This window comes from Salinisphaera hydrothermalis C41B8, from assembly GCF_000732535.1.
GTDB lineage: Bacteria > Pseudomonadota > Gammaproteobacteria > Nevskiales > Salinisphaeraceae > Salinisphaera > Salinisphaera hydrothermalis.
Genome location: NZ_APNK01000001.1, coordinates 322603 through 347557, shown reverse-complemented (window position 1 = coordinate 347557; position 24955 = coordinate 322603). Strand labels below are relative to the sequence as shown.

Here is a 24955-nt window from a genome sequence, read left to right as displayed (position 1 = left end):
GCTCGTATTTTTAGGAGGGCTGCCCGACAGGCGTGACGCAAGCGAAGCGGGACGCCGCGCGAAAAGATGTGACGAGCGGACGAAGCCTGGTTACTCGGCCTCGGTCACGTCGTCGTCATTGCAGGCGGGCAGCTCGAGCACGAAGCTCGCGCCGTCGGAGATGTCCGTCTCGGCCCAGAGCTGGCCGCCGTGGCGTTCGGCCAGGGCACGGCTGATCGACAACCCCATGCCCATACCGCTCGACTTGCTGGTATCGAAGGCGTTGAAGATCGACGACAGCCGGTCCTCGGGGATGCCGCAACCGGAATCGCGCACCCGTACGCGGACCGTCTTAGCGCGGGTCGAGTCGATTTCCACCCGCATGACCCGGGGGTTGCAGTCCGTCATCGAATCCATCGCGTTGGTCATCAGGTTCACGAGGATCTGCTCGATCTGAGCGGGGTTGCCATACACCTCGGGCAGCTCGGAGGGTGTGCTGTAGCGGATGTCCACGTCGAGTTGGCGGGCGCGCCGTTCGACCAAACCCAGGGTGTCGTCGATCACCCGCCGGATATCGAAGACCCGCACGCGATCCGCCCCCTGGCCGATCATACTGCGCGCATTACCGACGATATGGTCGGCGCGCTTGGCCTGTTCGCCGATCTGGCTGACCACCGAGATCACGTCCTCGCCGGACTTACCCGCGCGCAGCATGCGCGTTAGCGCATTGGCGTAGTTGCCGATGGCCGCGAGCGGCTGGCGAACCTCGTGCGCCAAGCCGGCCGCCATCTCGCCGAGCTTGGCCATGCGCTGGAGATGAACCATGCGCTCGTCTTCTTCGTCATCGTCGCTCGTCTCACGATTGGACGGCAGGGCGCGGGTTTCCAGTTCCTCGAAAACAAGGAATACGCCCGCCGCTTGGTCCGGCGTAAGATGCGGTACGGCTTGAAGTCGCAGTCGCTCGGTGCTGCTGTCCTTGGAGGCTGTGCAGTCCAACTGGGCGCTGAGTGCCGAGCGACGCTCGATGGCGCGCTGCAGGTATTGGTCTACATCCGGCGAACAAATGCCGTCGAAGAAATCGCCCGCGACCGTACCCCGCTCGGGTTCGCCAAAACGTCGTTTGAACGCTTTATTGGTGATCTCGAAACGTCTCTGCGTATCGAGATAGGCAATGGCCGGATCGCTGATATCGGCAAGCAGCTGCAGCTGCTGACGTGCGACCTCAACGCTATCGTCGATCGCCTCGTCTGCGGATGGCATTCGCGCATGCTCCTTTCGAGCTTGATCAACTCGCTGTATCGCGGTGGCTCGACCGCAATTCACACCATGACATCATGCCTAAACGGACGGTCAGACGCGAATTGGTGTCTAGTACAGGCGACTGCCGTTATCTTAGCCCGATGCGTTTGACCCGCGAATGCGGGGTTTCCCGAGGGTAGACGCGGTGCTGTGCCGGTATGTTCGACGCGTATCGGCTGTTCAGATGGACCCACGGCCCATCGACGAATCGTCGAATCATGAGCAGTCGCAACCCGTATACCGAATCCAACCGCAGCGCGGCCACCGACAACCCCGAACTCGACGCCAACAGCAAGAACGCCGATCTGGAACGCGATCGACATTACAACGACGGCGCGGACCTGCGTACCAATCAGGGCGTACGCATCGCCGACAACCACAACCAACTCAAGGCCGGCGAACGCGGCCCGAGCCTGATGGAGGACTTCATCTTCCGCGAGAAGATGAATCACTTCGACAACGAGCGTATTCCCGAGCGCATCGTTCACGCACGCGGCGCCGGCGCGCACGGGCATTTCCAGCCCTACGACAACGCCGCGCGATACTCCAAGGCAGCGGTGTTCTCCGATCCCAGCACGCCGGTGTTCACACGCTTTTCCACCGTGCAGGGCTCGCGCGGCTCGAACGACACGGTGCGCGACGTGCGTGGCTTCGCCACCAAGTTCTATAGCTCCGAAGGCATATGGGATCTGGTCGGCAATAACATGCCGGTGTTCTTCATTCAGGACGCGATGAAATTTCCGGATTTCGTTCATGCCGTGAAGCCCGAGCCCCACAACGAAGTACCACAAGGCCAGTCGGCGCACGATACGTTCTGGGATTTCGTCTCGCTGATGCCGGAATCGGCCCATATGGTGCTCTGGACCATGTCCGACCGGGCCTTCCCGCGCCACTACCGATTCATGGAAGGCTTCGGCGTGCACACGTTCCGCCTGGTCGACGCCGAGGGCACTGCGCGCTTCGTTAAATTCCACTGGAAACCGTTGGCCGGCACCTGCTCGCTGATCTGGGACGAAGCCCAGAAACTCTGGGGGCGTGACCCGGACTTCAATCGCCGCGAGATGTGGAACGACATCGAGAACGGCGATGCGCTGGAATGGGAGCTTGGCATACAGGTGGTCGAGGAAGAAGATGAGATGAACTTCGACTTCGACCTGCTCGACCCGACCAAGCTCATTCCGGAAGAAGAAGTGCCGGTGGAGCCGATCGGCAAGCTCACCCTCGACCGTAATCCGGACAACTACTTTGCCGAGACCGAGCAGGTCGCGTTCTCGCCCGGCCACATCGTACCCGGCATCGATTTCACCAACGATCCGCTGCTGCAGGGCCGGCTGTTCTCTTATCTGGATACCCAGATGATGCGGCTCGGCGGGCCGAACTTTCACGAGTTCCCGATCAATCGCTCGGTCTGTCCGTTCGCCAACAACCAGCGCGACGGCCAACACCGGCATACGGTCAACACCGGCCAGGCCGCCTACGAGCCCAACTCGATCGACGATGGCTGGCCGGCCGAAACCGCGCCGGGCCCGAGAGCCGGCGGCTTCGAGTCGGTCAACGAGAAGATCGATGCCCGCAAGATCCGGGCGCGCAGCGATTCGTTTGGCGATCACTACTCGCAGGCGCGATTGTTCTGGAACAGCCAGACGGACGTGGAAAAAGAGCACATCGTCGCGGCTTATACCTTCGAACTGTCAAAGGTGGCGCGCCCGTATATCCGGGAACGCGTGATCCAGTCGATCCTGCCCAATATCTCGATGGATCTCGCCCGCGGCGTCGGCGAGCAGCACGGCGTATCCGTGCCGGACGTGCCGCCGGCCGAGGCCGGCGAGTACGGCGAGGGCTGTACCGAAGTGTCCGAGGCGTTGAGCCTGCTGGCGCGGCTGCCGGGCGATATCGAGCACCGCAAGGTGGCGATTCTGGCGGCCGACGGCGTCGATGCCGGCGAGGTCCAGGACATCAAGCAACGGCTGACCGAGGGTGGTGCGACACCGTTGGTCATTGCACCGACGATGGCGCCGGTCACGGCCGCCAACGGCGAGACGATCGAATCCGACGGCATGCTCAACGGTCTGCCCTCGGTGACCGTGGACGGCGTGATCGTGGCCGGTGGTCAGACCAGCGTGGATCGGCTGACCCAGTCGGGTCTGGCGATCTACTATCTGCAGGAAGCGTTCAAGCACCTCAAGCCGATTGCCATCATTTCCGAGGCCGAGGAACTGCTGGCCCGGGCCAGTTTCTTCCGCATGGCCCGCGGTGTATTCACCGGCGATACCGTGGCCGAAGTCTTCGACGACTTCGCGGCGGTCCTGGGCGAGCATCGCGTCTGGGCGCGCAACTGTGTGGCTAACGACATGCCGGCCTGAGGCGACTGACTCAACCCGGGCCGCATGGCGCCGCCCGGGTTCCAATCAGTAATCCTGTTCCGGTTGTGTGCGCGAGGACGCGGTGGGATGCCAGACATGCGACCAGGCGCGGCCGTCGTCTTCGATATAGGCCGCCAGCAGATTGAGCTTCTCGAGCCGATCGATCCGGCATGCGAGATCGTCCGGATCGGCGTCGAGAAGGCGGGCGCCGTGCTTGAGCGACGGGATCTCCGGTCCCGTGTCGATCGGGCGGATGAACGCGCCGCGCAGGGTGGCGAGGAACTGCTGGATCACATGCTGCGTACTGCGGATGCGGGCGGCGACCGAAGGCGGCAGCGGTTCATCGCGCAGACGGGCAAGCTCCAGCGCCAGGTCCAGCCGGACCAGCGCCAGCGGCAGCGCCGTGACCGAACTCGCGCTGTGGAAGTAGTGCAGGATCGGATAGGCCAGATGTTTCTGGCTCGCCCCCGCGATCATGCTCTCGAATCCGTCGAGATGGCCGGACAGACTGTCGAAATCGCCGTTGCCGATGCCGAATTCGAGGATTTCCTCCGGCGAAGCGCCCATGGCATGAATGCAAAGCGCCAGCTGGCGTTTCTCGGTGGCCGCGGACACGATCGGCAGCGCATAGGTGATCGCCAGAGTGAACAGCAGCAGCCCGTTCGCCCCGGCCACGGTCGCCAGGATTTTCCAGACCCCGCCGCCCGGCACCATGTCGCCATAACCCAGCGTGGTCAGCGTGTAGCCCACGAAATAGGCGCGATTGACCGTGTCGGCGGGTAGCCCGGTGGTGGAATGCGTGACCGCATCGGGTGCCGAACAGAACACCAGCAGCCAGCCGCTCCAGGCCAGCAGTACCCAGGTCACGATGAGCACCAGCGTCAGCGCGGGTCCACCGCCGGCCAGCAGCGCGTGGTTGCCGCGCAGGCGGTGTACGCCCAGCAGAATGCGCCACAGGCCCGATGTCAGCGTATTGGTGACGGGCCCGGAACTGGAGGCCGACAACGTGGTTCGGGTCGCGTCGTAGGCCAGAACGAGCAGCAGGGCGGCGCCGACCCAGAACAATGGGTTGGACATGATGGAGCGGATTGGAAAACGTCGCGCTCAAAAATAGAGGGTTTTTCAGTCGCCGCGATGAGGGCGACTACCTAGTTTGTTCCGGTACTGCGCCAGAGGTCGGTGTCCGCCGGTCCTGCCATGCTTGCGTTGCCTGTCGTGACGCCGGGTCGTGATGGGCTGGACGATAGGTCGACATAAACCATCCAAACCGAGGAATTTTCATGAGCCGGGATCACAGCAAATCGGTCAAGAACGACGATCAGTACGAAGCGCTGCGCGAAGAAGGCGCCAGCAAGGAAAAGGCAGCCCGTATCGCCAACGCCGACAACCCCGGCAAGAAAGGTGGCAAGTCCGACCCCTATGAAGACTGGACCTATGACGAGCTGTACGAAAAAGCCCAGGAGGTTGGCATCGAGGATCGCTCGAAGATGAACAAGGCCCAGCTCAAGCGTGCCTTGCGTTCGCATTAGTCAATTTCCGGCGTCAGGAGTGTCTTCCGGTTCCGCCGGCAATTCCTCGGCGTGGCGCTCGGAGAGAAATGCGCTGATGTGATCGAGCTCCTCGATGTGTTCGCAGATCGTACGGACGGCCACCAGCAAGGGGAGCGCCACGATCATGCCGACCGCCGACCACAGCCAGGCCCAGAACGATACGGTCAGAAACACCACGACCGTGTTCAGCCGGAGATTGCGACCGACGAAGTAGGGCGTGACCAACTGCCCCTCGATGGTCGTGAGCGCGAGATAGGTACCGGCGATGATCAACGACCAGCCGTACCAGTCGAAACTCAGCAACGCGATCACGCCGGCGGCCGCGATGCCGACCAGAGCGCCGAGGTAGGGCACGAAATTCAGCAGGAAGGCCACCACTCCGAACATGACCGGATCGGGCATGCCGTAGATCAGCATCGCGGTGCCGACGGCCACACCGAGGCCGAAGTTGATCAGGGTGATGGTGAACAGATAGCGCGACAGCTTGCGTTCGGCGTTGTAGACGATGCGCACCGCCCGGCGCTTGTCACGGAACGTCGGCATCACGTGCACGAGCTTTTCGTAGAACATGTCGCCCGAGGCCATCAGGAAGAACAACAGCACGAAGGTGAACAACAGCTGCGCCACCATACTGGGAGCGAGCATGGCGGCCTGTGTGGTCACCGATTGTCCTTTCTCGACCTGAACCTTTTGCCCGGAGTCGTCCGAACCGCTGGCGAGCGCTTCGATTTTCTTGTTGGCCCGGAACACCTCGTTAATCGATTGCGACACCCCGTTGAGCTGGACTTCGACCCGGCGTTCGATGCGCGGCGCATTCTCGATCCAGGTGCTCACGGGCATGGCGAGTGTCGCGACCGTGCCGAGAAAACCGCAGAGCAGCACGAGAACAATGAGAAATGACGCCAGCCAGCTCTGCAGACCGAGCCGTTCGAGCGCTCGACGGACCGGCGCGAACACCATCGACAACAAAAATCCCAGAACCACGGGCACCAGGAACGCCTTGGCGGCGCTGAGCGCGAACACCGAGGCATAAAGAAACAGGCCGATTCCGATCCAACGTGGCACGCGTCGGGCCGCGTCGCGCATGGTTTGAGGCGTTCTTGATGTCACGTGGCGTCGACTCATCGGTTAGGGATATGGAGGCGGCGGCGAAAAGCGGTGGGCATCGCGGCCAGGTGCGGCGCGGCGCGGCCCGAAATCGAGGGCTACGCCCGCCCTGACCGCGCCAGGCGCCTTCATCGTGACGGTACGCCGGGAATACGCTCGGCGTCTCGCACATCCTGGAACAGGCGGGGGTCGATATCCTCGCCGCGACGCATGACGGATACATCGCCGGTGCTTTCCATGACCACGGCGAGGACCTGCGCGCGATGCGTGATGCCGGCCAGGCGCAGCTTGGAATTGAGGTCGCCCTCGGTGATGCGGGCCGCACGCATGTTGTGGGCGAGGATGTCTTCGCCGGCCATCAACACGCGCGGCTCGTTGTCGACAAGGCGCTTCACCCAGGGGCTGGTTCGTCGCCCGCGTGCCACGACGTACTGAATCAGATACAGCACGGCGAGCGCGCCCACGCCGGTCAGCAGCGCCGGATTCTTCGACAGCACGGTCGAGGCCAGGATCGAGCCCAGGGCGACCGTAATCGCGAAGTCGAAGCTCGACATCTTGGAGAAACTGCGCAACCCCGAAAGACGCGTAAACAACAACAGCGCGACGTAGATACCAAGCGTGGAGACGAGCATGGACAGCACGGAACTTGCACTCGCCCCGAGCCAGCTGGTTTCGATCATGGGCGCCTCGATGTATAGCGTGGTGGCGTGCGCGAGCGATCGCGGGCCGGCAAGGCCGGGCTAACCAGCCGACCGGATTCAACGGTCCAGCGCCGGTTCTGGTGCTGAAAGCGCGGATGCCACGACCGGCCGGTATGCGCAATAAAACGTCGGTGGATGGCGCGCGAGGTCTGCGCGGTATCGTGGAAGTCCACGTGATGATGGGCGAGAACCAGGCGGCCACCGGGGGTGAGCGCACGCCCGACGTCGGCGGCCAGGCGCTGCATGGCGTACGGGCGTAGATAGTAGAGCAGCTCGGCGATCACGACCGCGTCGTAGCGTGCCCGCGGAAACCGGCCAGGCAGCACGCGGCAATAGACGGATGCCCGCGGCTGATCGGCCAAGGCAGCCGCGGTCAGCCGTACCGCGCTCGGCGCGGCATCGCAGGCATCCAGCGTCCACGCGCGTCGCGCCAGGGCGATGCTGTTGGAGCCGTTGCCGCAGCCGAGCTCAAGCACGCGACCCTGCAGGCCTGCTCCCAGCGCACAAAGAATGGCGCGGCGTTTACGCGCCTCGTCACGATGGACGAACGTCCCCCACGGATCGCTGTCGGCCGCGAAGCGGGCATCGAAGCCGGTGCGACCGATGCGCTGACTCATCATGCCCAGGTAAAGCGTTCGATCGGGCGCGTGAATGCAACCCGCTCGGCCTGACTCATGTGGAAGCCGTCCGGGTCGTCTTCGATCAAGCCGGTCTGGGTGCGATGACAGGCCAGGGCCGCGCGCTTCATGTGCCAGTGTCGATCGCCGAGCGACAGCCAGAGCCGGGTCGGTGGCGTCGGTCGGTCGGTGCGCGGCCAGACCAGGTACGCCAGACGCTGTCGACAGCGCGGCCAGAGTAGGCGGCCGGCGCGGGCCACCGTGCGATGGTCGGGGTGGTCGTCGGCCGGCGACGGCAACACCAGCAGATCGGGCGCCGGCCCGCGGGCCATATCTCGGGCCAGCCCGCGGCAAGCCGCTGAGTCGTAGTCGCCGAGGCTGCCATCGGCGCGGGCGAGAAAATGCACGTCGTGAGCGGCGACGCCCGCCCGTGCCATGCCGGCCCGGCTTTCGGCCCGGCGCGCGGCCGCCAGGCGCTTGGGCGGAAACCGGGCGCTGTGGCGATGCGAGGCCGCGCCGTCGGTGGCCACGATCACCTGCACCCGCACGCCGTGCTCGCGCAGGCGACGAATCAGGCCGAAGGCACCGATCACTTCATCGTCCGGATGCGGCGCGATCACCACCGCGCGGCGCAGGCCGGTCAAATCGAGCGCGCTCACAGCGCGGGCTCCAGCTGGCCGGCGGCCGCGGCTTCGGCCACGGCCATGCGCTGGGCATCCGGCGCCGGCTGGCGCAGGTAGACCATCAGATCGGTCAGCACACGCGACAAGGGATGGGCATGGAAATGCGCCGCCACGCCGACCGACTGTTGCGCCAGCACCAGCGCTTCCTCGGCCAGATCGTAGATCGCGCTGCGCGCATGCGCGACGTGAGCCGCCTGACGATCGGCGGGTTCGACGAACAGCGCGTCGCGGGTATCGCGGCATATCGCCGCCGCACTCTGGGCGAGGGTGAACAGGCGCGCGAGCCGTCGGCGTTGATGCGGGTCGCCGTCGCGCCCCGCGGCCGTCAGATGACCCCGAACGCCGTCGAATACGGCCGCGATGCCGCCGGCCTGAACCGCCACGAATCGCAGCGCGCCGGTGGCGAACCATGGCAGGCGTTCGTAATCACCGGGCGTGCCGATAGGCTGGACGCGATCGATGGGCAGGTCTTGCCAATACACGCGATGGGTTTCGGAATCGCGCATGCCGTTGATATCCCACCAGCCGGTTTCCACACATGGCGGTGTGGCGACGAGATCCACGAGCAACAGCTGCACGTGCTCGGCTTGGCCGGCGTGCAGCGTGACCAGCGCGTGGCTGAGCACACCAGCGCCGGAGGCGAATGATTTGCCGCCGTGCAGGCGATCGCCGTCCTGGACCAGTGGCTTATCGCGCCACGGCGCATTCCAGACGCCGAAGCTCGCGCCGGCCCGGGCATGCGCGCGCGCCTGGCGCACGCACTCGGCACTGCCATAGCGTTCGATGATCTGCAGCGCATCGACATGGCCTTCGAACAACCGCCCGAGCGCCAGATCGTGGCGGCCGGCGGCATACAGTCGGCGCAGCAGGGCCAGCATCTGGTCGGCGTTCGCCGGATCGCCGGTGGCCAGGTTCTGGCCCAGGCGCGCGATGCCCCAGCGAAGGAACGTTGCGTTATCCAGCGTGCGTCGATCGATGTCGCCAAGGTTTAACGGGCTGGGGTCAAGCATGGCTCATCGTCGGTTCGTGTTGGTCGAGCAGCCGTGTCAGCTCGATTTCGGCCGTAGCGAGATCGACGTCCCGCGGTGCAATCGGCGGCGGCACCAGGGCCAATGCAAAAGCGTCGGCGCTCGGCGCTGTGGCCGCGACCCGACGCAGGTCGGCCAGCGGATAATCGAGGTGCGCTGCCAGTTCGATCAGTTCGGCTTCGCTGGCGCCGGCCAAAAATAACGCGCGGGCGGCCGCCGAGCGGCGATAGCGGGCGCTGGCATCCGCGGGGTGTTCGACGCGCGGCAGTTCGCGCGCGGCGCGCTGTCCGCGCAAGTCGTCCGCCAGGCCCGAGCGGGCGCGCCCGAACAGCCGCGACGAGGTAGTGACGCGGACCGCGCGATCCCGGCGGAGCCGATAGCCGGCCCGTCGGGCCGCGTCCACGATGGCCAGGTCCTCTTCGAATGGGTGTTCACCGAAACCGCCTAGCGCACGATAGACGTCGGCGCGGAAGCCGAGACTGGCGCCGCCCACACCCGGATGCGACGGCGCCGGCTCGTAAGCGATGGGGTCGAGTTCGCGTTCCAGGGCATAGAGCCTTTCCAGATAAGCCTCGAGCCGATCACGAATCGGCAGTGGCGGGCGATTGTCGCGACGAACATAACCGGCCACTACATCGACTTCGGCGAGGGCCGCCCGGCTGGCCGCGATCCAGTCCGGGGCCGGAATGCTGTCGGCGTCGGTGGTCAGCAACAGGGCATCGGATCGGTCGCCCAGCATTTCGAGCCCGAGGGCCGCCGCGGCGCGCCGAGCACGGCCCGCATTCGGCGCTCGCCCGCGGGCGATGTGGCGGCAGACCAGGGCCAGACCGGCCGCTCGGGCCTTGCGGACAACGCGCTCGCGCAGCGCCGGTTCGTCGCCGTCGAATACGAGGCAGAGCTCGAATTCGCCGGCATCCATCTGGGCGGCCAGCGCGGCGACCAGCGCGGGCAGACGTCGGGCTTCGTCACGCACCGGTACACAGACGACGACCGGCGCGCTCGCCGCGCTCGGCATCGGCAAGACCCGGCTCAATCGTGGCTCGCCGGCAAGCAGACAGCGAATCGATGGGGCCCGGGGCGGCGTGCGAGCATGCGGTTCCGGCGGTTGCGATATGGCCGGGTCAGATTAAGCCGCAACGCCGGCACGGGGCATCCGGGCTAACCCGAGGTCGGTCGGGGGTTAACGGCCCGCATTCCGGATCAGCCGCTGATAGATCGTCAGATAATCGCGTGCCATGCGTTCGGCCGTGAAGCGCTGCAGGAAACGCTCGCGAATCACGTGCCGGTCGAGTTGGCCGCAGGCTGCGACCGCATCGGCGGCCTCGGCCTCGGATTGCACGATGAAGCCCGTTATTCCATGTTCGACAAGCTCCGGCACAGCGCCGTTGGGCCAGGCGATGACCGGTACGCCACGGCCCATGGCTTCGATCACGACCAGGCCGAACGGCTCGGGCCAGTCGATCGGAAACAACAGCGCCGCCGCATCATCGAACAGGCGATTCTTGGCCATCTCGTCGAGTGCGCCGAGATGGCTAATCGTCGGGCCTAGGTGTTGTTCTATAGCGCGCCGGAAATAATCCGGATTCCCGGGATCGATGCCGCCGGCTAGTTTCAGCGGTCTATGACTGAGACGCGCTATCTCGATTGCTCGATCCGGCCGCTTCTGGTCGGTCATCCGGCCAATGAATACCAGCTCGCGCCCCGGCGCGCCGGCCAACGTAAAGCGGGCCGAATCGAGCCCGTGGTGGACCACGCCCGCCAGATTGCTCGCCGGGACGTCACGCGCTTGGCGCGCCGAGATCGCGGCGACCGGCAGGTCCGGAAACTGCTGGAAGAACAGTTGTCGATCGAGCTGGTCGGCCCGCCAGTGCAGCGTGGTCAGGCTGCGCTTCCGGGCCGGGCCCAGAAGCGCGGCATGGGCGAATTCGGTATGGCAATGGATGATGTCGAACGCGTCGAGACGACCGCGCAAGTCGTCGAGCATCCCGGCCTCGAGCGCGCCGGGCACACCGGGTGGCACGTCGCCGTGTTGTGCAATCAGGGCCGACAGACTGGGATGGGCGCCGTGACGGGGCAGCGCCGCGGTACTGTCGCTGGCCGCGAACAGGGTGACCTCGTGCCCGAGCCCGGCCAGCGCGTGGCCGAGGTCGGCGACCACGCGCTCAGTGCCCCCGGCACGGGTCGGCGGCACCGGTTCGATCATGGGCGCGACCTGGGCGATGCGCAGTGGACGAGGGGCGGACATACCGTCTCCGGGCAGGTGTAGACGATGTACATCATGCACATCGCATTACAGGGCTGCCTCCGGGCAAATACCGTGGAATACGGCATCACCTCGGATACCGGCGGCCATATCCAGTACCTCATGCAACTGGTTTCGGCCTCGGCGAGCGATCCTCGGGTCGAGCGCATCGATATCGTCACGCGCGCCTTCGACGCGCCCTTCAGCGCGCACGATTACCGGCGCGCCGAGGAAACCGTCAATGCCAAGACACGACTCATACGCCTGGCCTCCGGCAAGCCGGAGTATCTGGACAAAGAAGCGCTGCACACCGAGCTGGACGATCTGACCGCCGCGCTCAATGCATACATCGCCCGCGCACCGCGTCGGCCGGATTTCATCCATGCCCACTATGCCGATGCCGCCGAAGTGGCGGCCGGGGCCAACGCGTGCCACGGGATCCCCTTCGTATTCACGGCGCATTCGCTCGGCCGGGTGAAGCAGGCCCACGGCGGCGCTTCGGACCCGGCGGCCCTTGCGCGGCGGATCGAATACGAAGAAGGCGCTCTGGCGCGGGCGGCCCTAGTGTTCGCCAGTTCGCGCGACGAAGCCGAACTGCAGTATGCGGACTACGAGAACTATGACCCGGGGCGCATCCGCATCGTGCGTCCCGGTATCGACAGCGCGGCATTTCGTGATGCCCGCCCGGCCGACGATGCCCACGCGCTGTTGGCGCGGTTTCTGACGGAACCGGACAAGCCCGTCATCCTGGCGATCGCGCGGCCGGTCGCACGCAAAAATCTGTTGGGGCTGGTGCGGGCCTACGGGCAGTCGCCGACGCTTCGTGAACGCGCCAATCTGGTGATCGTGGCCGGTACGCGCCAGCGGCTCGCCGATCTGGAACCGGAACTGGCCGAAAACATGCGTGCCTTGTTCGAAGCCATCGACGAATACGATCTGCACGGACGCATCGCGTACCCCAAGCAGCATCGGGCCGAGGATATTCCGGCGATCTACGCCTGGGCTCGGGAACGCGGCGGCGTATTCGTCAATCCGGCGCTCAACGAGCCGTTCGGCCTGACCTTGCTGGAAGCGGCCGCGGCCGGACTACCGGTCGTCGCCACCGACAGCGGTGGGCCGAACGACATCGTGTCGTACTGCGACAACGGCGAGTTGGTCTCCCCGCACGATACCGACGGCCTTGCTACGGCGATCGAGCGCGTGCTGGCCGATCGCCGACGCTGGGGGCGGTTGTCGCGCAACGGCCGCCGTGCCGCGCTCGATTACGACTGGCACGAACATGCCAATCGCTATCATGCGCTGCTCGCCGATCTCGACGCGGCGCCTGCACCCGCGCCGGTGTCGCCCCGGGCGCGCCTGTTGGTTTGCGATATCGACGGGACGCTGGTCGGTTGTCGTACCGGCGTACGGCGTTTCAATGCCTGGCAGGCGGAAAACGACGACGTGGTGCTCGCGATCGCCACCGGTCGCAGCTTCCACAGCGCGCTGGACGTGCTCGAACAGGCCGGCATACGGCGGCCACGCTGTCTGATCACTTCGGTCGGCAGCGAGATCTATCATCTGGCCGACGATGGCACGACCTATCGCCGCGATCACGGATGGGTGCATCGCCTCGCCGCGAATTGGCCGCGTGCGGATATCGCGGCCTGTGTCGCCGACGTGCCGGGCGTGCTGGCACAGAGCCCGCTGGAACAGCGTCGCTTCAAACTGAGCTATCTCACCGGCGACGATCCCGCGATCGCGACCGCCGTGCGTCGGCGCCTGCGCCGCGAGGGGCTCAAGGCGTCCGTGATCCACAGCCATGGCTGCTATCTGGATGTGTTGCCGCTGGGCGTATCCAAGGGCGCGGCAGTGGCGCGGTTGCGAGATCGCTATGGCTTGCCGCCCGAGCAGGTGATCGTGGCGGGTGACTCCGGCAACGACGCCGAAATGCTGCGGTTGTCGCAGCAGTCGATCATCGTGGCCAACGCCGAGGCGGAGCTGATCGCGTATCCCGGTCTGACCCACGCCTATCGCGCCCGTGCCGGCCACGGGCGCGGTGTGGTCGAGGGCATGCAGTATTTTCTTGGTGCCGGCGTGCGCGCGTCATGAAGGTTAGCGTGGCAACGCTGGTGCGCGGACGGCATCGGCATCTGATTAACCTCATGCACGGCTTGAATGAACAGCAGTCGCCGCCGGACGAACTGGTCATCGCCTGGATGCAGCCCGAAGCGGATGCGCGCTTGCCGGCGACCCGGTTCCCGGTACGTCATATCTATGTGCCGGGCCAGGCGCTGCCGTTGGCTGCGGCCCGCAACGCAGCGGCGGCAGTCGCCGCACATCCCGGCCTGATCTTTCTCGACGTCGACTGTATTCCGAGCCGTCCGCTCGTCGATCGTTACCGACGCGCGCTCGCGAGCGGGCCGGCGCTGTATATGGGCGAGGTCCGATATCTGCCGGCCGGGGCGGTAGTGTTCGACCCTGCGGGCCGTCTGGATGGCCCACGGCTGGATCAGCGCGCGGTGGTGCATCCGGCCCGTCCCGCCGTGCCCCGCGGCGGCATTCGCCACGAGCCGGATCATGGCCAGCTGTGGGGGCTGTCGTTCGCGCTCCACGCGACCGACTATTTCGCGGCCGGTGGCATGGACGAGGGCTATATCGGCTACGGCGGCGAAGAAACCGATTATGCCCGGCGGCTCGCGGCTACGGGTATTCCGGCCTACTGGGTCGGCAACGCCCGCGCGTGGCATCAGCATCACGCCGTGCATCGACCACCGCTGGCCCACTTCGATTCGATTGTGGCCAACGCACGCCGCTATCGGACGATCTGGGGCGAATGGTGCATGGACTACTGGCTCGACCTGTTGGCACAGGACGGGTTCATCGACTGGCAGCCGGATGCCGACGAGCTGGCCGTACGACGTCGCCCGACGACCGAAGAGATCCGCGCGGCACGGCTTGGCCCCGAAGCCTGTTTCGGCTAACTGCCGGCCCGGGATGCCGCGGCTCTTGGGCCCGCGGCGTGGAGACGGCGGACCGTATGTGAGTCTTCCGCGGTATCCGCGTCTTGCCAGAGACGATCGGTCAGCCGTTCGAGCCAGCCGGCCGCGTTAACGGCGGCGGCCGGATCGTACAGGCGCTGAAGGCGATCCACGGACAATGCCCGGGCCTGCTCGAGAAGGCTCACCCAGCCGGCGTTGTCGCCCGGCAGCCGGGGCGTATGCAAGGCCGCGTCGAGCGCGGCCAGGCGTTCGGCTTTGGCCGTCTGTTCGTCGAAATAGCGCCATTCCGGCGTGCAGATATAGGGTCGGCCGACGCGCGCGATCTCGGTAACGGTATTGTCGCCGGCCGATGCGATCACGATATCCGCCGCGGCGACATAGTCGGTGACGTTGTCGATCCAGCCGTGGTTAACGAGGTTCGCAAAATCGGTTTCGTGGCCCTCGCGATGCAACGGACCCACGGTGACGAACAGGGCGTGCGGCGCCGCCCGCGCGGCGACCGTGAGCGGGGCATACGGCGTGCCGGCGCCGCCGCCGCCGGTCATGGCCAGGACGATTTCGCGATCGAGCGGCAGGCCAAGCCGCCGCCGGGCGTCGGCGCGCTCGGGTACGGCACTGGTGTGGGTGCACAAGCCGCCGGTATAGAACGTCTTGGCGCGCGCCCAGCCGGGGTATTCGGGCTGTTCCAGGGCTTCGTCGAACGGCGCCAGCAGGCCGGTACAGGCTTGATAGGCGGCCCGATGGCCGGGGTCGTCACGGCGGCCGTGCATTCGAATCTTGACCGCCGGTACGCTCGCAATCCGGGCGAGCTGGGCGAGTTCGGCCGAGACATCGATCACGAACAGGCCGACATCGCGCTCGTCGAGATGATCGATTATCCGACGCATCGTCACGCGCATCTCGCGCACGCCCAGCGGCACGCAGTGCAAGGTATCCGGGGTGGCGTGATCATAGAGAGTGGCGGTCGGCACGGCGGCGCCGATCATGTTCGGCAGGGCGACGATCTCGATATCCCGCTCGAAGCCGTCGAACAGCCTCGGGTCCGCGGTCACGACGCTCACCGGTCGTTGTTCCGACATCGCGGCGATCGTGGCGCGCGTACGCGCCGCATGGCCACGGCCTTGATGATGCACAAAGAAACAGAGGGGTCGGGTCACGTAACGGCTCTCGAATACGGGAACGCGGGCGGCCTCGCGGCCGCCCGCCAGCGGATCATGACGCCTGGCCGGCGCAATGGTTGCAGCAATAGGTTCGGTCGCCCAGATCGACGCCGTGACCGATCACCTTGCAATGACAGCTCGGGCAGACCGGCGCCATCTGCTGTATGGCGCACTGAAAGCTGTCGAAGGTATAGGTCTTGCCGTCCTGGGTGAGCTCGAACGCCCCGTCGTACTCGTTACCGCAGCAATCGCATTCAGCCATGATGTGCTCCTTGGTGGTTCATTCTCGGATGGGGGCGATCAGTCCGGTGTCATGACGACCTTCACACAGCCGTCTTCCTTCGCGTTGAACTGGGCATAGGCATCGGCGGCCTGCGACAGGCCGTAGCGATGCGTGATGATGAACGACGGGTCGATCAGACCCTGCTCGATCGTGTTGAGCAGCGCCGGCATGTAGGCGTGCATATGCGTCTGCCCGCTTTTCACCGATAGCGACTTGTTCATCAACGCATTGAGCGCAAAGCCGTCGACCGGGCTGGTATAAACGCCGGGGAGCGACAGACGGCCGCCCTTGCGGCAGCTCTTGATCATTTCGTTGATCGCTTCCGGGTGATTGGGCTCCCCGGAGTCCGGATCGCGCCGCACCGCTTCCGGGTCGCCGGCGCCGTGCGCTTCGGCGCCCACGCCATCGATACAGCAATCCGGACCGCGGCCCCGGGTCATCTCCTGCAGGCGTTCGTAGACATCTTCTTTTTCAAAGTTGATGGTCTCGGCCCCGGCTTTCTCCTCGGCCATCGCCAGGCGCTCGGGTATGCGGTCGATCGCAATCACACGGCCGGCGCCCATCATCCACGCGCTGCGGATAGCGAACAGCGAGACCGGGCCGCAGCCCCAGATCGCGACCGTGTCGCCCGGACGCATGTCGCAATTATCGACGGCCATCCAACCGGTGGGGTAGATGTCCGACAGGAACAGCAGCTGCTCGTCCGAGTAATCGGATTCGACCTTCAGAGGCCCGACGTCGGCATAGGGCACGCGGACGTATTCGGCCTGCCCGCCGGCGATGCCGCCGAGCAAATGCGAATAGCCGAACAGCGCCGAGGGTGAATGGCCCATGGCTTCGGCCGCCTGATCGGCCTTGGGGTTGGAGTGGTCGCACAGCGAATACAGCCGCTCGTTGCAGAAGAAGCAGTCGCCGCAGGCAATGGTGAACGGCACGACCACGCGATCGCCGACGGCGAGATTGTCGATCGCCGCGCCGGTATCGACCACTTCGCCCATGAACTCGTGGCCCAGCACGTCGCCGGCGCGCATGCCGGGCATGAGGCCGTTGTACAGATGCAGATCCGAGCCGCAGATCGCCGTGGCGCTCACCTTGATGATGGCGTCCCGTGGATCCTCGATCGCGGGGTCTTCGATCTGGTCGACGCGGACGTCGTGGGTACCGTGCCAGCGCAGTGCACGCATGATGTGATTCCAGCAGAAACGAATGATGCAGCCAGCATCCGCCCGATCAGGAAAGGCTGACCATAGGGCAGGCCGACGGGGCCGCTACGGGATATCACGAGGGGGCGCGTCGTGGTGCGTGCGGCGCGGATCATCGCGGCGGCCGGAGCTGATCGGCCCGAAGGTTCTATGTGCTTTCCCGGATCAATTCGATCGCCGACCTGCGCGACCATGGCGGCAAACGCGAATCTGCGACCCGCGAGGTACAGAGATCATGAGTTCAACTTCGACCCGTGTGGTGATCGCCGGCGGCGGCGCCGGCGGCCTCGAGCTGGCCGTGCGGCTGGCCGGTCAACCCGGTATCGGGGTTTTTCTGGTCGACCAGTCGCCCACCCACATCTGGAAACCCCGGCTACACGAGATGGCGGCCGGCGCCCGACGCGGCATGGTCGACGAGATGGAATATGCCGGTCTGGCCGAGCGTTGGGGCTTCGTATTCGTGCAGGGTAGTCTGCGCGATATCGCGCCGGATGCGCGTCGCATCGAGCTCGATGCCATGGAAGACGGTGAGGGCCATCGGGTCGTGGGTGAGCGCGAGCTGGAGTACGACGTCCTCGTACTGGCCATCGGCGGTGTAACGCCGGATCTGGGCGTCGACGGGGTAACCGAGCATGCGTTCATGCTGGATCGCGCCGAAGATGCGGAGGCGTTGTTCAGCCGGCTGTCCCTCGCCGCGCTCGATGCCACGGTCGGCGAGTGCCGGGACGCCATGGATACCGTGATCGTGGGAACCGGCCTGACCGGGGTCGAGCTGGCGGCCTATCTTGCGACGGATGCGCAACCCGCTGCGTTGGCGCCGCGCGACGCCCGGCCGCGTCTACGCGTCACTCTCGTGGAAGCCGTCGATGAATTCATGCCGTCGATGGGCGAAACCGAGCGTCGCGCCGTGCGCGAACGGCTGGAGGATGTCGGGGTGACCATTCGCACCGGCTGTCAAATCAGCCGCGTCGCGGCCGATCATGTCGAAACCGACGAGGGTACGCGGCTCGACTCCCGGCTCACGGTTTGGGCGACCGGGCGCGTCGGACCGCCGATCGTCGACGAAATCGATGCGTTACAAGCCAACGACAAGCGTCAGTGGCGGGTTCGCAAGACGCTACAGAGCGTCGACCGCCGGGATATTTTCGCGCTCGGCGATTGCGCTGCGGTGGAAGGATCGGAGGCGCCACCGACGGCACAAGCCGCGAGCGAACAGGCCAACCACCTGGCGCGTGAGCTGCCGCGTTATTGCGCGGGTCAAGCGCCGCGCGCCTTCGAATATCGGCACAAGGGCACGCTGATGTCGTTGGGCGCCGCGGGCGCCGTCGGACGTCTGCGCAGCGGGTTGGGACACGATCTGCAAATCCGCGGTCGGGTGGCAGCGGCAGCCTATCGTGGACTGGAGCGCCAGCATGAGATGGTAGTGCTGGGACGGGTGCGGGGCAGCGCCCGTATGTTCAAGGAATTGTTCTCGCCCCAGCGCGGGCCGCGGGTGAAAGTGCACTAATGTGTCACGGTGCATCGAAACTCACGCCTCGCGCGTAAGTGCTATCAGTTCCCTTCGAGCCGTAGCCATGCCGGATACCGTTCGACAATACCGAATCGCGGTGATCGATGATGACGCCGGTTTTGCCATGTCAATGGCCGCGTTATTGGGTAGCGACGGTTTTGATGTGCGGCTTTTCGATTCGGCGGAATCGTTCATCGCCGCGGATGAAACGCCACGTTTTCGTTGTCTTCTGGTCGACTGGCTATTACCCGGTATGAGCGGTGCCACGCTTTGTGAGCGAGTCGCCGCCCTCGATCGTCCGCCAGCTCTCATCCTGATGAGCGGCACCCAATTCGTGGACGATCGCTTGCCACGACAGCTCGCCCCGGACGTAGAATTTGTTCAGAAACCATTTGATCCGGAATGGCTGCTGGACGAGCTGGCCACGATTTGTAATCGGCCGCAGTAGACCGGGTCTATACCGTAACCGCGCGGCGGGGCATCGCCGAGCGGCCGCAGCGGAGCGCTGAATAGGGGAGCCGGCGCGCGATGGCGTCTCGTGCGAGTTGCTGCGGCCCTAGTCGCGAAACAGCCGGTCGAGTTCCGAGGGCAGCCGATCGCGCAGTAACTGCACCCGCGATTCGTCGAGCATGTGAGCGAGCGTGATTGCGACCGCATAGGTCAGCGAATCGGCCTGCTCCGGCGGCAGTTCGGTACGCGTGCGGACCTTGTCGAGAAACACGCCGATCTTGACCGATTCGCCGGTGGTGTCGGCTCGGCGCGAACCGGAACGCAATGCGCCGGCCGCGTCGTCCGGCAGCCCCGAGGCCACCCGATCGCCGGTCTCGGTACTCAGATGCTCGCCCAGTGCATCCAGCGTAATCAGCGTGCATTGCGCCACGCGCTGGGCGTCGAGGTCGGGGCAGCTGTTGTGAACGGCTGCGGTCAGGGTTTCGGTCTGCATTACAACGGCTCGATCAAAACACGCAACATCAACAGGGGCTAGCTTCGGGCAGCCCGAAGCTGCTGAAAATTCGGGTATTTACCTATCTCGGGACGACGCCCCCGAGTGAGTGTGCCATGTCGGGGTTTACCCGGACAGACGAGGCGCCGGGAAGCCAACCACACTCGGCAGACGTATCACCGGCCGGCCGATTGATGGGCCGCGCCCGCAAACGGAGGTAGTGCCATGTCCCGGTTCGATCCGTCTCGATTCGATCTTCGGCCGCGCTCGCGCCGTTCGCTGCCCACCGGCGCCGCCGAAGGCGCATTGGGCTTTGCCGCCGGCCTGGCGGTCGCGGGCGGTTTCTGGCTCGGACGGCGCCTGAGCCGTGCGGTGCCCAGCGGACGCGGCCACCCGCCCAAGCATCAGGCGCTGGATACGGCCGCCGCCCTGGCGCAGCGCAAGATTCCGCTGGAATCGATGAACACCTATCTCAACGGTTTTCATATGTATGCCGACGATATGGGGCGCCAGGTCGAGGCCAGTCATTTCTGCATGCATCTCGCGCCGGATCTGCATCAGTGCGTGATCTTCGATTCGAACGCCGCCGACGCGCGCTTGATCGGTATCGAATACATCATCAGCGCCGAACGCTATGCCCGGCTGCCGGACGATGAAAAGCGGCTATGGCACAGCCATCACTACGAGATCAAATCCGGCCAGCTGGTCGCGCCCGGAATCCCCGAAATGGCCGAACACGCCTATTTCGAGGATCTGGTGACCACCTACGGCAAGACGTTTCATACCTGGCAGGTCGATCGCGACGATTTTCCGTATGGCGTGCCGCAGCTGATGATGGCCTTCACCGAGGACGGACAGATCGATCGCGAGAAATTGGCCGAGCGCGATCGTCGCCTGGGCGTGGATTCCGACGAGCGCCGCGCGAACCGGGCGGATATTCCCATGCCGCACGTCCATCCGCAGGCCAACTGCTGGCAAAGCGGACAGAGCGTGCAGACGGCACTGCACAGCTGTGCGTTTCATCGCACCGACGACACCAGCCAACACGATTAGGGCCTCTTGCATTCGTCGATCAATTTTCTTCTTCGAGAGCTAATGCCATGAGCGAAAAGCATTTTCCCGAACAGAGCCAGTCCGAACAGCCGGGTGACGAACACGCCATGCAGCCCGAGCCGGAGTTTATCCGCAGCGATTACCGTCCGGCCGGCAAACTCGAAGGCAAGCGAGCGGTCATCACCGGCGGGGATTCCGGCATTGGCCGGGCCGTCGCCGTGCATTTCGCTGCCGAGGGTGCACGGGTGCTGATCGTCTATCTCGACGAGCATGCCGATGCCGACGAGACCGTACGACTGGTCGAACAATACGGCGGCCGCTGCGAGAAGATGGCCGGCGATGTCGGCGATTCGAGTTTCTGCGAAGAGGTCATCGAGCGCGCCAGCGACCTATGGGACGGTCTCGATATTCTGGTTAACAACGCGGCCGAGCAGTACGACTGGCGGGACATTACCCGGATCAGCGATCAGCAGCTGCATCGCACGTTCGCAACCAATATCTTCAGCCATTTCTATATGAGTCGCGCGGCACGTCCTTACCTGGGCGAGGGCGACGTGATCATCGCCACGTCCTCGGTGAATGCGTTCAAGGGCAACGACACGCTGATCGACTACTCGGCCACCAAGGGCGCCATTCAGGGCCTGGTGCGCTCGCTTGCTCAGGATCTGGTCGACGACGGCATCCGCGTGAACGCGGTCGCACCCGGGCCGGTCTGGACGCCGCTGATTCCGGCCAGCTTCGATGCCGAAAAGACGGCGCACTTCGGCGGCCAGGTGCCGATGGACCGGGCCGCACAGCCCAGCGAGATCGCACCGGCCTATGTCTATCTCGCCTGCAACGAATCGTCGTACATGACGGGGCAGACGCTGCACCTCAACGGCGGGGTAATCCTCAATACCTAGACCCGGCGCCGTCATGAAAAGAGCCGGCCGAACGAGCAGTCGGCCGGCTCCGGCGTCAGTCGCCGCGGGCCTGCCCGTTGATGATTTCCTTGGCCAGTTCGTTGAGCTTCGAATCGGTGTGGCGCTCTTCGTCGAGTGTCTGCTGTAGCTGGTTGAAGTCCTCGCCGCGCCCGAGCATTTCGGCATAGGTGCACAGCGTGCCGTAGGCCGCGATTTCCAGATGCTCGATCTGTTGCGCGACCGCCACCATGGCGGCTTCCTTGACCTCGATCGACGCGTTGGAGCCGATCGTGTCTTCGCCTTCGGCGATCAGGCCGGCGATACCGCGGGCCTCGGCGTCGCCCAGGTCCGCGTTCACGCCGTTGAGCAAATCCTCGAGGCGTTTGACGTGGTTGGCGGTTTCATCGCGGTGATCCTGAAACGCCTGTTGCAGACCGGCGTTTTCGGTTGTTTCGATCATGCCCGGCAGGGCATCGAGAATCTCGTTCTCGCCGGTGTACATCTTCTGCAACGACGCAACATAGAGATCCTTGAGAGTGGTGGATGGCATGGGCGTTTTCTCCGGATGGCATGTTCGGATGAGCGGCCATGGTTTCAGCCCTGTGGAAGCCACGACATGCGGGCGATCCTGTAGGTGATCCGGGCCCCGTTCGTTTCGATATTCACGGGTATGAACGCGGCGTAACGACCCGCGCTGCGGCCTCAATACGGGATGTTCCCAGGCGATCTGCCGTGTTGAACCGATGGTCCCGCCATAGATCGAGCCCCATGCTCTGTCGCCCGCAAACACAGGAGCGAAATCATGTGGGAGTTTTTTACGGCCAACGCCAAGGCGCTGTCCGTAGTTGCCAGTTTCGGCACGATGGTGGTGTGGGTGTTTTATGCCCACCTGCTGTACCAGGCGTTCAAGCGGCAGCGCCAGGCCCGGATTCTGATCAATCAGGGCTGGGGCGAACAGATCAATTCGGTGGCGATCGTCAGCAACATGAGCCACGAGCCGGTTTACATCCAGTGCGTGGTGCTCAGCCTGAAGTTGGAGGACGGGCGCAAATTTCGCGATTCGGTCACCGATTTTGATGACGCTGAACCTTGGAATGCCAAAAACGATCCGCAGGAAATCACCCGCCAGGGGCCGTTGAACACCGGCTCGTACATGAATCTGGGCACGTTCCAGACGTTGTTGCGCCAGTCAGGCCAGCAGCACGACCTGATCGACGGCGACGAAAACCCAGTCAAGCGCATGGGTGTGCGCAACTTCAAGCTGACCGTGATCTGTAATTACGGGCCGTCCGGCGAAGCGATCGGCGTGCAACGTAAGTTCGTTGTCCACGGCGAGAACAGCGACCGGCTCCGGCCGGATTCGATCTACAGCCGCCGGCTGACCAATCGCCGTGCGCGTCGCAAAATGGAGCGCTGGCTGAGCGAGCAGGTTCAGAACGCCGCCCGCGGTGAGGCCGGACAGCCGAGCCGCTGACAGAGGCCGGTCTCATAGCGGGGCGTGTAAAAGCCCCGCACGTTGGTCGCGGAGAGCGCCATACCGACCTCCGTACCAATATCATCTCGAAAAGATCGGCTCGTCGCGATTTGGCGCGGGCGGCGAGCGACAACCGCGCTTTTTCGTGGTGGCGCCGGGCCGGACTAGCGGGGTGAATGCCGGCGCGGCACTGCCCCTGGCGGAGGCAAGCGAGGCTTGTACCGGCCTCCTCGCGGGCGATCCGGCCAGCGCTTGACCCGCTTCATGCCGGGCGTATAGTCGAAAAACAAAGACCCGGCGGTTATCGCCGTCCGCGGTACAAAGGCCCACCGCCGAGCGGCGGATCACGGTCAATGGAGGAGATCATGTCGGAACTGCCCGCTGCGCACGCAGCCGGGGCAGGTGCGCCCGCGCCCGAGAACGATGCCAAGGCGCGGATGCGGGCGGCGCTGACCGCCGAGCTGCCTGAAGAGATCGTGCTGCATGCCGAAGAGGATCTGCGGCCGTTCGAATGCGACGGCCTGTCGGCTTATCGGCGCCTGCCGATGCTGGCGGTGTTGCCGTCGACCATCGAGCAGGTCCAGGCCGTGCTGCGTATCTGCCATGCCCATGACACGCCGGTGGTGGCCCGCGGGGCCGGTACCGGGTTGTCGGGCGGCGCGTTGCCGCTGGAATCCGGCGTGCTGCTGTCGCTGGCGAAGTTCAATCGTATTCTCGATATCGACACCGCGAACCGGCGCGCGACGGTGCAGCCGGGCGTACGCAACCTGGCGATTTCGCAGGCGGTGGACCATCTCGGGTTGTACTACGCGCCCGACCCTTCCTCGCAGATCGCCTGCTCGATCGGCGGCAACGTGGCCGAGAACTCGGGCGGCGTGCACTGTCTGAAATACGGGCTGACCACCAACAACATCGTCCAGATCGAGATCGTGACCATCGAAGGCGAGCGGCTGACCATCGGCAGCCCCGCGCTGGATTCGCCGGGCTACGATCTGCTGGCGCTGATGACCGGCTCGGAGGGCCTGCTCGGCGTCATCGTCGAGGTGGTGGTCAAGCTGCTGCCCAAGCCGGAGCTGGCCCAGTGCGCGCTGATTGCCTTCGACGACGTCCGCAAGGCCGGTAATGCGGTCGCCGAGATCATCAAGGCCGGCATCGTGCCCGCGGGGCTGGAGATGCTCGACCATCCGGCGATCCTGGCGACCGAGGAATTCGTGCACGCCGGTTATCCGACCGATGCCGCCGCGATTCTGCTGTGCGAAATCGACGGCACGGAAGGCGAGGTGGCCGACGACATGGCCCGCGTGCGCGAGGTGGTCGAGGCTAGCGGTGCCACCGATATCCGTATCTCGCGCGACGACGTCGAACGCGCGTTGTTCTGGGCCGGTCGCAAGGCCGCGTTCCCGGCCATGGGGCGGATCTCGCCGGACTATTACTGCATGGACGGCACGATTCCGCGACGGGCGCTGGCCGACGTGCTGATCGGTATCGGCGAGCTGTCCGAGCAGTACGGCCAGCGTGTCGCCAATGTCTTTCATGCCGGCGACGGCAATCTGCATCCGTTGATTCTTTACGATGCGAACCAGCCCGGCGAACTCGAAAACACCGAGGCTTTCGGCGGGGCGATCTGCCGGCTGTGTCTGGAATACGGCGGCACCATCACCGGCGAGCACGGCGTGGGCGTGGAGAAGATCGACCAGATGTGCGTGCAGTTCCCCTCCGCTGAACTCACCCAGTTCCATGCGGTGAAGGCTGCGTTCGATGCGAAGACGCTGCTCAATCCGGACAAGGCCGTGCCGACGCTGCATCGCTGTGCCGAATTCGGCGCCATGCATGTCCATCACGGTCAGCTGCCGCACCCGGAACTGGAACGCCTGTAAT

At 65.1% G+C, this 24955-nt stretch carries 24 protein-coding genes; 10 read left to right on the top strand and 14 right to left on the bottom strand.

Features of this window, described 5'->3' with window-relative positions:
* Positions 1–90 precede the first annotated feature (90 nt).
* Positions 91–1239, bottom strand: a complete 1149-nt coding sequence (locus tag C41B8_RS01530; RefSeq protein WP_037333004.1) for an ATP-binding protein — start codon at positions 1237–1239, stop codon at positions 91–93.
* Positions 1240–1496: 257 nt separating this feature from the next.
* Between C41B8_RS01530 and katE the strand changes: the two genes are divergently transcribed.
* Positions 1497–3641, top strand: a complete 2145-nt coding sequence (katE, locus tag C41B8_RS01525; protein ID WP_037333002.1) for a catalase HPII — start codon at positions 1497–1499, stop codon at positions 3639–3641.
* Between the two features lie 45 nt (positions 3642–3686).
* Here katE and C41B8_RS01520 read toward each other — a convergent pair whose 3' ends face one another.
* Positions 3687–4718, bottom strand: coding sequence for a potassium channel family protein (locus tag C41B8_RS01520; RefSeq protein WP_051882667.1), 1032 nt, complete (start codon positions 4716–4718; stop codon positions 3687–3689).
* Positions 4719–4921: 203 nt separating this feature from the next.
* Here C41B8_RS01520 and C41B8_RS01515 point away from each other — a divergent pair, with 203 nt between their 5' ends.
* A complete protein-coding gene (locus tag C41B8_RS01515; RefSeq protein ID WP_037333000.1) occupies positions 4922–5170 on the top strand; it encodes a DUF7218 family protein in 249 nt (82 codons plus the stop codon).
* Here the strand turns inward: C41B8_RS01515 and C41B8_RS01510 are convergent, their stop codons facing one another.
* From C41B8_RS01510 to C41B8_RS01480, 7 genes are all read right to left on the bottom strand, one after another.
* On the bottom strand, positions 5171–6256 hold the full coding sequence (locus tag C41B8_RS01510; protein WP_232225964.1) for an AI-2E family transporter: 1086 nt from the start codon (positions 6254–6256) through the stop codon (positions 5171–5173).
* Between the two features lie 170 nt (positions 6257–6426).
* Positions 6427–6978, bottom strand: a complete 552-nt coding sequence (locus C41B8_RS01505) for a DUF421 domain-containing protein (protein WP_037332998.1) — start codon at positions 6976–6978, stop codon at positions 6427–6429.
* Positions 6975–7616 (bottom strand): class I SAM-dependent methyltransferase, encoded by a 642-nt coding sequence (locus tag C41B8_RS01500; RefSeq protein WP_051882702.1) that lies wholly within the window; start codon positions 7614–7616, stop codon positions 6975–6977. The genes C41B8_RS01505 and C41B8_RS01500 overlap by 4 nt, the downstream gene beginning before the upstream one ends.
* Positions 7616–8275 (bottom strand): PIG-L deacetylase family protein, encoded by a 660-nt coding sequence (locus C41B8_RS01495; protein WP_037332996.1) that lies wholly within the window; start codon positions 8273–8275, stop codon positions 7616–7618. Before C41B8_RS01495 ends, C41B8_RS01500 begins: the two co-directional genes overlap by 1 nt.
* Positions 8272–9309 (bottom strand): hypothetical protein, encoded by a 1038-nt coding sequence (locus C41B8_RS01490; protein WP_051882660.1) that lies wholly within the window; start codon positions 9307–9309, stop codon positions 8272–8274. Before C41B8_RS01490 ends, C41B8_RS01495 begins: the two co-directional genes overlap by 4 nt.
* Positions 9302–10360 (bottom strand): glycosyltransferase family 2 protein, encoded by a 1059-nt coding sequence (locus tag C41B8_RS01485; protein WP_156962367.1) that lies wholly within the window; start codon positions 10358–10360, stop codon positions 9302–9304. The genes C41B8_RS01490 and C41B8_RS01485 overlap by 8 nt, the downstream gene beginning before the upstream one ends.
* A gap of 147 nt (positions 10361–10507) precedes the next feature.
* The gene (locus C41B8_RS01480; RefSeq protein WP_037332992.1) at positions 10508–11572 is read right to left on the bottom strand and encodes a glycosyltransferase family 4 protein; all 1065 of its coding nucleotides are present in this window, start codon (positions 11570–11572) and stop codon (positions 10508–10510) included.
* A gap of 24 nt (positions 11573–11596) precedes the next feature.
* On the opposite strand from C41B8_RS01480, the gene C41B8_RS01475 reads away from it, so the two are divergent.
* Together C41B8_RS01475 and C41B8_RS01470 are read left to right on the top strand one after the other, a co-directional pair.
* Positions 11597–13660, top strand: coding sequence for an HAD-IIB family hydrolase (locus C41B8_RS01475; protein ID WP_037332989.1), 2064 nt, complete (start codon positions 11597–11599; stop codon positions 13658–13660).
* Entirely contained in the window at positions 13657–14532 is an 876-nt protein-coding gene (locus C41B8_RS01470) for a glycosyltransferase family 2 protein (protein WP_084188365.1), read from the top strand. Before C41B8_RS01475 ends, C41B8_RS01470 begins: the two co-directional genes overlap by 4 nt.
* Here C41B8_RS01470 and C41B8_RS01465 read toward each other — a convergent pair.
* The 3 genes from C41B8_RS01465 to C41B8_RS01455 are packed head-to-tail and all read right to left on the bottom strand — an operon-like array spanning position 14529 to position 17177.
* Positions 14529–15707 carry a glycosyltransferase gene (locus C41B8_RS01465; protein WP_084188364.1) on the bottom strand — a complete coding sequence of 393 codons (1179 nt, stop codon included), beginning with the start codon at positions 15705–15707 and terminating at the stop codon, positions 14529–14531. The two genes, C41B8_RS01470 and C41B8_RS01465, sit on opposite strands and share 4 nt — an antisense overlap.
* Positions 15708–15762: 55 nt before the next feature.
* Positions 15763–15972 carry a hypothetical protein gene (locus C41B8_RS01460; protein ID WP_037332987.1) on the bottom strand — a complete coding sequence of 70 codons (210 nt, stop codon included), beginning with the start codon at positions 15970–15972 and terminating at the stop codon, positions 15763–15765.
* Positions 15973–16010: 38 nt separating this feature from the next.
* Positions 16011–17177: a zinc-dependent alcohol dehydrogenase gene (locus C41B8_RS01455; protein ID WP_037332985.1), complete on the bottom strand. Its 1167-nt coding sequence runs from the start codon at positions 17175–17177 to the stop codon at positions 16011–16013.
* A gap of 253 nt (positions 17178–17430) precedes the next feature.
* Here C41B8_RS01455 and C41B8_RS01450 point away from each other — a divergent pair, with 253 nt between their 5' ends.
* Positions 17431–18702 (top strand): NAD(P)/FAD-dependent oxidoreductase, encoded by a 1272-nt coding sequence (locus C41B8_RS01450; RefSeq protein WP_037332983.1) that lies wholly within the window; start codon positions 17431–17433, stop codon positions 18700–18702.
* Between the two features lie 67 nt (positions 18703–18769).
* On the top strand, positions 18770–19153 hold the full coding sequence (locus tag C41B8_RS01445) for a response regulator (protein WP_051882656.1): 384 nt from the start codon (positions 18770–18772) through the stop codon (positions 19151–19153).
* Positions 19154–19261: 108 nt separating this feature from the next.
* Here C41B8_RS01445 and C41B8_RS01440 read toward each other — a convergent pair whose 3' ends face one another.
* A complete protein-coding gene (locus C41B8_RS01440) occupies positions 19262–19648 on the bottom strand; it encodes a DUF2267 domain-containing protein (protein WP_037332981.1) in 387 nt (128 codons plus the stop codon).
* A gap of 225 nt (positions 19649–19873) precedes the next feature.
* Between C41B8_RS01440 and C41B8_RS01435 the strand changes: the two genes are divergently transcribed.
* Positions 19874–20701, top strand: a complete 828-nt coding sequence (locus C41B8_RS01435) for an OBAP family protein (protein ID WP_051882655.1) — start codon at positions 19874–19876, stop codon at positions 20699–20701.
* Between the two features lie 47 nt (positions 20702–20748).
* Positions 20749–21603 (top strand): SDR family oxidoreductase, encoded by an 855-nt coding sequence (locus tag C41B8_RS01430; RefSeq protein ID WP_037332979.1) that lies wholly within the window; start codon positions 20749–20751, stop codon positions 21601–21603.
* Positions 21604–21658: 55 nt separating this feature from the next.
* Here C41B8_RS01430 and C41B8_RS01425 read toward each other — a convergent pair whose 3' ends face one another.
* Positions 21659–22153: a YciE/YciF ferroxidase family protein gene (locus C41B8_RS01425; RefSeq protein WP_037332977.1), complete on the bottom strand. Its 495-nt coding sequence runs from the start codon at positions 22151–22153 to the stop codon at positions 21659–21661.
* Positions 22154–22405: 252 nt separating this feature from the next.
* Here C41B8_RS01425 and C41B8_RS01420 point away from each other — a divergent pair, with 252 nt between their 5' ends.
* Both C41B8_RS01420 and C41B8_RS01415 read left to right on the top strand, forming a co-directional pair.
* Positions 22406–23077, top strand: coding sequence for a hypothetical protein (locus C41B8_RS01420; RefSeq protein ID WP_037332975.1), 672 nt, complete (start codon positions 22406–22408; stop codon positions 23075–23077).
* A gap of 437 nt (positions 23078–23514) precedes the next feature.
* The gene (locus C41B8_RS01415) at positions 23515–24954 is read left to right on the top strand and encodes an FAD-linked oxidase C-terminal domain-containing protein (RefSeq protein WP_415752815.1); all 1440 of its coding nucleotides are present in this window, start codon (positions 23515–23517) and stop codon (positions 24952–24954) included.
* Position 24955 lies beyond the last annotated feature (1 nt).